The organism is Pseudoalteromonas sp. SWXJ133 (assembly GCF_015864365.1).
GTDB classification, from domain to species: domain Bacteria; phylum Pseudomonadota; class Gammaproteobacteria; order Enterobacterales; family Alteromonadaceae; genus Pseudoalteromonas; species Pseudoalteromonas arctica.
In genome coordinates this window covers 183,759-189,758 of sequence record NZ_JADYXJ010000007.1, presented here as the reverse complement: position 1 = coordinate 189,758, position 6,000 = coordinate 183,759, and the positions used below count along the sequence as shown (strand labels likewise).

Genomic DNA, 6,000 nt, shown 5'->3' with positions numbered 1-6,000 from the left:
ATCAAGTAACCAATGACTGAGCATAAAAATACCCTCATAATCAAAAGATGATAAGGGTATTGTGAAGCAACCAAAAGATCGGTCAACCGATCAAAAATACCTTAACTGATCGGTGTTAGCTGAAATAGCGGCTTTTTAACGTTTTTAAACTTTAAAGGTGAGTAATAAATCGTTCACCCTACGTGAACCTTCAACAAGTTCAGCAGCACCTTTTGCCACATTAAAGCTTAAACTTAAGTTGTTATCACCAAAGTCTTTAATTTGCGAAACATTATTACTAATGTCGTTACTAACCATTTGTTGCTCTTCTGCAGCGGATGATATTTGTATTGCCAAGTGAGATATTTCACTGATTTGGATAAAAATCCCCTCTAATTCAACTTGGGTTTTATCGGTTGTCAGCACACAATTATCGGCTTGTGCTTTAGTGCTTTGCATTACTTTGGACCAGCTAAATAAAGTGTCTTGTATTTCTTTAATAGAACTATGGATTTGTGTCGTAGCATTTTGAGTGCGTGACGAAAGAGTCCTTACCTCGTCGGCGACGACAGCAAAGCCTCGACCATGTTCTCCCGCTCTAGCTGCTTCAATCGCTGCATTAAGAGCAAGTAAGTTAGTTTGATCGGCAATTCCCTCTATTTCACTCATTACCTTACCAATCTTATCGGCTTCAGAGGCTAAGCTGGTGGCTGTGGTTGCAGCCTTTTCTACTTGAGAAGCTAAATCAGATACCATTTTACTATTATCTGCAATATGGTCTTTTATCTCAGAGCAACTTTGATGAGTGTTATTCACTTTATCAGCTGTTTGAGCCGTATTTACTGATATTTCACCAATGGTGGAGCTCATTTGAGTCATCGCTGATGCAATTTGTTCTAAACGCTCACCTTGCGAAGAAATGCCTTTTTCAGTAAGTGCTGATTGTTTATCTAGATCAGTCGCAATGCCATTAAAGCTTAATGTAGAGTCTTTCATACGGCCAAGAACCGTGCGCAATTTTGCGCTCAGCATTTGCTCTCTATAATCACTTATGCTGTGGGGTGTGTGGCCGCTGTAAATATAGCGAGAGACTGAATCGGCTTTTGCTTTTTGTTCACGTAATATTTTAGGAGTAACAATGAGTTCGTCATAATTTAGTGCAATAACTAAAGCGCAAACAAATAGGCTAATTGCAGCTATAGTGATTGATCCTGTGACTGCAAGAAAAATTAGCCAAAGTAATAGGCATATAAAAGTAATGCTTTGTCTTACTGTGGTGTGTTCTCGTAGATTAAATAATGACTTGTTGGTATTTATTTTGTTGTAAAGAGTTTGTGCACGTTGTTTAAGTTGAGAACTCGCTTTGGTTCTTACAGATTGATAACCAACAAGTCGGCCATGTTCAAAAATAGGAGTTACAAAGGCATCTACCCAATAATAACGGCCATCTTTACAACGGTTTTTAACCATGCCGCGCCACGAGTGTTCTTGTTTTAATGTTGCCCACATTTCTTTAAAGGCCGCTTTTGGCATATCAGGGTGACGAACAATATTATGATGCTGACCAATAAGCTCTTGCGCGCTATACCCGGCTATGGAACAAAACTCTTGATTGACGTACGTTATTACACCTTTGAGGTCGGTAGTAGAAACAAGCTCTTGTGACTCATCAAAGTATACTTCTTCATTTTTTAAGCTTTTATTATTGTGCATTATATTTATTATCATCCTTTATTGTTGCTGTCATTATATTGGTTACAATATATAAAGCAAAAAATAGTGTATTTCCTTTTATGCTCATAAGTTAAATAATTGTTTTTATTGATCTAGATCAAATTTAAATATCGGGTAGCTAAATTGAAGTTATTTTGAATAAGTTCCGGTCTGTTATTTAAGGCTTATATTTTGAGTATTTAATTTATACTTCAATACGCATTTAAAGCATTTGTATAATGCTCTGAGCAATGGCAATATTACGACTTAATATAATATTACGACTTAATATAATGATGTTGGTCATATCAAACACATATATTAAGTGGGTAGATAATTATGGGTTTTGAAAAATTATATTGTTCTTAGCAATTTATACCAGTTGCATTAAATAAGTGATCTATTATAGCGCTAAGAAAATAGCACAATAACAAGGCGAAATTATGACATGTAGTTGTTCTATATGAATAATTTCTGAGGCAGTGAGCGCGCTATTTAATGCGATAGAATGATCATATTTTCAATAAAATTGGTATTAATCTTGAGTCTAAGTAATTAGCCCCCATAACCTTATGATTAAGCCACGTGGCCCGAGGAAAGATTTTTTGACAACACATGATTTAGCTAACGCACTTGAAGCGTTATCAGTAAATGAGCACCAACATGCAGTTAAAGGCATTAAACGTGGCATAGAGCGAGAGTCGCTAAGAATACAAGATAATGGTGCAATATCACCTCAAGGTCACCCAAAAGGTGTGGGCAGTGCGTTAACTAACGGCCATATCACAACTGATTTTTCTGAGTCTTTACTTGAATTTATTACTCCAGTTAGTGAATCGTCAACGCAAACGCTTAAGCAATTAAAAGACCTTCAAAAGTTCACTCTAGAAAAAATGGGCGATGAACTACTTTGGCCCATTAGTATGCCGTGTTTTATTGAGCACCAAGACGATATAGTGCTAGCTCAATTTGGTAGTTCAAATACTGGTCAAATGAAAACACTATACCGTGAAGGATTAAAAAATCGCTACGGTAGTATGATGCAAGCAATTGCAGGTGTTCACTTTAACATTTCATTCCCAGATACGCTTTGGCAGTCACTTTATTCTTTACAAAAAAGCAATGCAAGCCTTCAAGATTTTATTTCAGAAGGTTACTTATCGCTTATTCGTAACTTTAAACGCGAACTATGGCTAATAAGTTACATGTTTGGCGCATCGCCAGCATTGTGTAACTCATTTTTGCAAGGGCGAAAAACCGACTTACCATTTAAAAAACTAGGTAAAGGCACGCTTTACTTAGAAGTTGGTACAGCACTGCGTTTAGGTAATTTAGGTTATACAAATAGCGCTCAGTCGTCACTACGCGTAATGTATAACTCGTTAGATGAATATGTAGCGGGCCTTAAAAAAGCAATCAACACACCATCAGAAATTTATGGTGATCTTGATGACTACAAGAGTGAAAACCCTAAGCAGTTAAATAAAAATATTCTGCAGATTGAAAACGAATTTTACTCGCCAATTCGTCCTAAGCGTAATGCGAAAAGTGGCGAAACGCCAACGGATGCATTGCTTCGAGCAGGCATTGAATACGTAGAAATTCGCGCATTAGACGTTAACCCGTTTAGCGAAGTTGGTATTGATATTGAGCAAATTCACTTTTTAGATGTGTTTTTAACGTATTGTTTATTAAAAGATTCAGCTCCAATGGATTGGAAAGAACAAGCACGTAGTACTGAAAATCTCGATACAGTAGTAAACCAAGGTCGAGAAGAAGGGCTAATGCTTAACTTTAATAACACACAGCGTAGCCTTCAGTCGTGGGGCGATGAAATATTTACCCAGCTTACAGATGTCGCTAAATGGATGGATAATGCTTATGGTGTTAACTATTACTCAGATACTATAAAGCGCATGGCAACGTGGATACATAATCCAGAGTTTACTTACTCTGGACGTTACGTGTCACAATTAAAAGAGTCTGGTTTAGACAACGGCCACTTTGCACTAGCATTGGCTAGTAAATATAAGCAAAGCCACGCAGACACTGACTACAGCGAGTTTTTAAAGCCTTGGCTGGAACAACAAGTTGTAGAGTCTAACGAAGCACAAGCTGCAATTGAGCAAGCAGATACCCAGTCATTTACCGCGTTTTTAGATGCGTATTTTGACGGTAAATAACCTTGGTATTTAGCAACTTTTAAGCAAAAAAAACGCAGCCTAAGTTGGCTGCGTAAATATATTCAGGGATGAATTAATGCTGTACTGCTGCATTCATTGAGTCAGACCCACACTTTATAAAAAAGTTCTGTGAGATCTTAGAAAAATGAAAAAAAATGCAATTATCCTATCTCTCGTCATTACTTTAGCCGGTTGTGCTACAGCACCTCCAAAGCAACCTAACGATTTATGTAAAATCTTTGAAGAAAAGCCAGATTGGTATTTCGACGCAAAAGATGCACAAGAAAAATGGGGTTCTCCCAAGCATGTACTTATGAGTATGATGTACCAAGAAAGCTCATTTAAGCATGATGCCGCTCCGCCTATGGAGTACTTCTTATGGATAATTCCTACCGGTCGCGCAAGTGATGCCTACGGTTACTCGCAAGCTAAAACACCAACATGGTCTGATTATATTCGTGAAACAGGCAACAACGGTGCTGATAGAGATGACTTTGACGATGCAATCGACTTTATGGCGTGGTTTGTTTATAAAACCCATAAGGTAAATAAAATCTCTAAATGGGATGCTTACGCACAGTACCTTAATTACCATGAAGGTTGGGGTGGATATAAGCGTGGCACGTACAAAAAGAAAAAGTGGTTAATGGGTGTAGCAAACAAAGTTAAACACAGAGCGAGCCGTTATGGCGCGCAATTAAAGCGCTGTGAAGACGAGCTTGATAAAGGTTGGTTTGAGCGTCTTATATTTGGCTAGATAGTTATTAATGGATATAAAAAAGGAGCCAATTGGCTCCTTTTTTATTTAGCGAGAACGCTTATTCGGCAGTATCTTCACTTGTTTTATCATATTTTCTTTTACTTCGAGTACTTCAATAGGATATCCCGCGATACGCAAACTAATATTTGCATCAGGAATATTCTCCAAGTATTCAACAATTAAACCACTCAAAGTTTTAGGTCCATCGAGCGGGAAATCCCAACCCATTTCTTTATTTAAATCGCGTACGTTAGCGCCGCCATCCACAATACATGAGCCATCAGTTTGTGTTTCTACTTCTTCGCTCGGCGTACGAGTTTGCGTAGTTGTGAAATCGCCAACAACTTCTTCTAAAATATCTTCTAGGGTCACTAGGCCTTGGATGTCGCCATACTCATCTACCACTAAGCCTATGCGTTCTTTAGATTGCTGAAACTTTAATAGCTGAGTATTTAGTGATGTTCCTTCAGGGATAAAGTAAATTTCACGTACAGCTCGTAGCAAAGATGGTTTATCAAATTGCTCTTTTGTAAGTAGACGAAGCGCATCACGTGAGTGAATAAAACCTACTGCATCATCTATGTTATCGCGATACAACAACACACGAGTATGTTGTGCATGGGTAAGCTGGCGACTAATTAGTTTCCAATCGTCATTTATATCAATGGCCACAATTTCGTTTCGTGGGATCATAATATCTTCAACGGTTACTTGTTCTAAATCTAAAATTGAAGTCAGCATACTTTGATGACGAGCAGGAATAAGTGCGCCTGACTCATTGAGTACTGTTTTTAATTCTTCTTTACTCATGCTGTGTTCGTCGATTTGTGCGGCACTAATACCAAATAATCGCAATATTCCGTTGGTCATCCAGTTAATAACAACCACAAAAGGGAACATTATTTTAAGTAGCCCTTTTAAAATAATAGAGCTTGGAAAGGCAACTTTTTCAGGATAAAGAGCAGCAAGGGTTTTAGGGGTTACTTCAGCAAATATAAGCACGACTAAAGTTAACACACCTGTAGCTATTGCAATACCGAGGTCACCGTAAAGGCGAATACCTATAATGGTTGCAACTTGGGCTGCTGCTATATTAACAAGATTATTACCGATTAAAATTAAACCGATGAGCCTATCTGGACGGCTAAGTAATTTACTGACTCGTTTAGCTGCACGATGATCCTCTTTAGCGAGGTGTCGCAGGCGTATACGATTGATTGACATAATTCCGGTTTCTGAACCAGAAAAATAAGCAGAAAAAAGCACCAAAAAACCTAAAATGATAAATAGGGTACTTGTCGATATGTCGTCCAACGATGGATCCTTTTCTTATAAATCAATGCGTATTAAGCTAGAGTGAGCAAG

4 protein-coding genes are annotated in these 6,000 nt (G+C 37.9%); 2 read left to right on the top strand and 2 right to left on the bottom strand.

Annotated features, from left to right (window positions below):
- Positions 1 to 144: 144 nt before the first annotated feature.
- The gene (locus tag I6F40_RS07855; protein ID WP_166376798.1) at positions 145 to 1,692 is read right to left on the bottom strand and encodes a methyl-accepting chemotaxis protein; all 1,548 of its coding nucleotides are present in this window, start codon (positions 1,690 to 1,692) and stop codon (positions 145 to 147) included.
- 605 nt (positions 1,693 to 2,297) lie between these two features.
- Here I6F40_RS07855 and gshA point away from each other — a divergent pair.
- Positions 2,298 to 3,875 carry a glutamate--cysteine ligase gene (gene gshA / locus I6F40_RS07850; protein ID WP_166376797.1) on the top strand — a complete coding sequence of 526 codons (1,578 nt, stop codon included), beginning with the start codon at positions 2,298 to 2,300 and terminating at the stop codon, positions 3,873 to 3,875.
- A gap of 145 nt (positions 3,876 to 4,020) precedes the next feature.
- The gene (locus I6F40_RS07845) at positions 4,021 to 4,632 is read left to right on the top strand and encodes a transglycosylase SLT domain-containing protein (protein ID WP_166376796.1); all 612 of its coding nucleotides are present in this window, start codon (positions 4,021 to 4,023) and stop codon (positions 4,630 to 4,632) included.
- Positions 4,633 to 4,680: 48 nt separating this feature from the next.
- Here the strand turns inward: I6F40_RS07845 and I6F40_RS07840 are convergent, their stop codons facing one another.
- Positions 4,681 to 5,949 (bottom strand): HlyC/CorC family transporter, encoded by a 1,269-nt coding sequence (locus tag I6F40_RS07840; RefSeq protein ID WP_007581396.1) that lies wholly within the window; start codon positions 5,947 to 5,949, stop codon positions 4,681 to 4,683.
- Between the last annotated feature and the right edge of the window lie 51 nt (positions 5,950 to 6,000).

Bases quoted from the DNA above. Each gene is read 5' to 3' on its own strand.
- I6F40_RS07855 (WP_166376798.1), bottom strand. From the start codon at position 1,692: ATGCACAATAATAAAAGCTTAAAAAATGAAGAAGTATACTTTGATGAG.
- I6F40_RS07845 (WP_166376796.1), top strand. From the start codon at position 4,021: ATGAAAAAAAATGCAATTATCCTATCTCTCGTCATTACTTTAGCCGGT.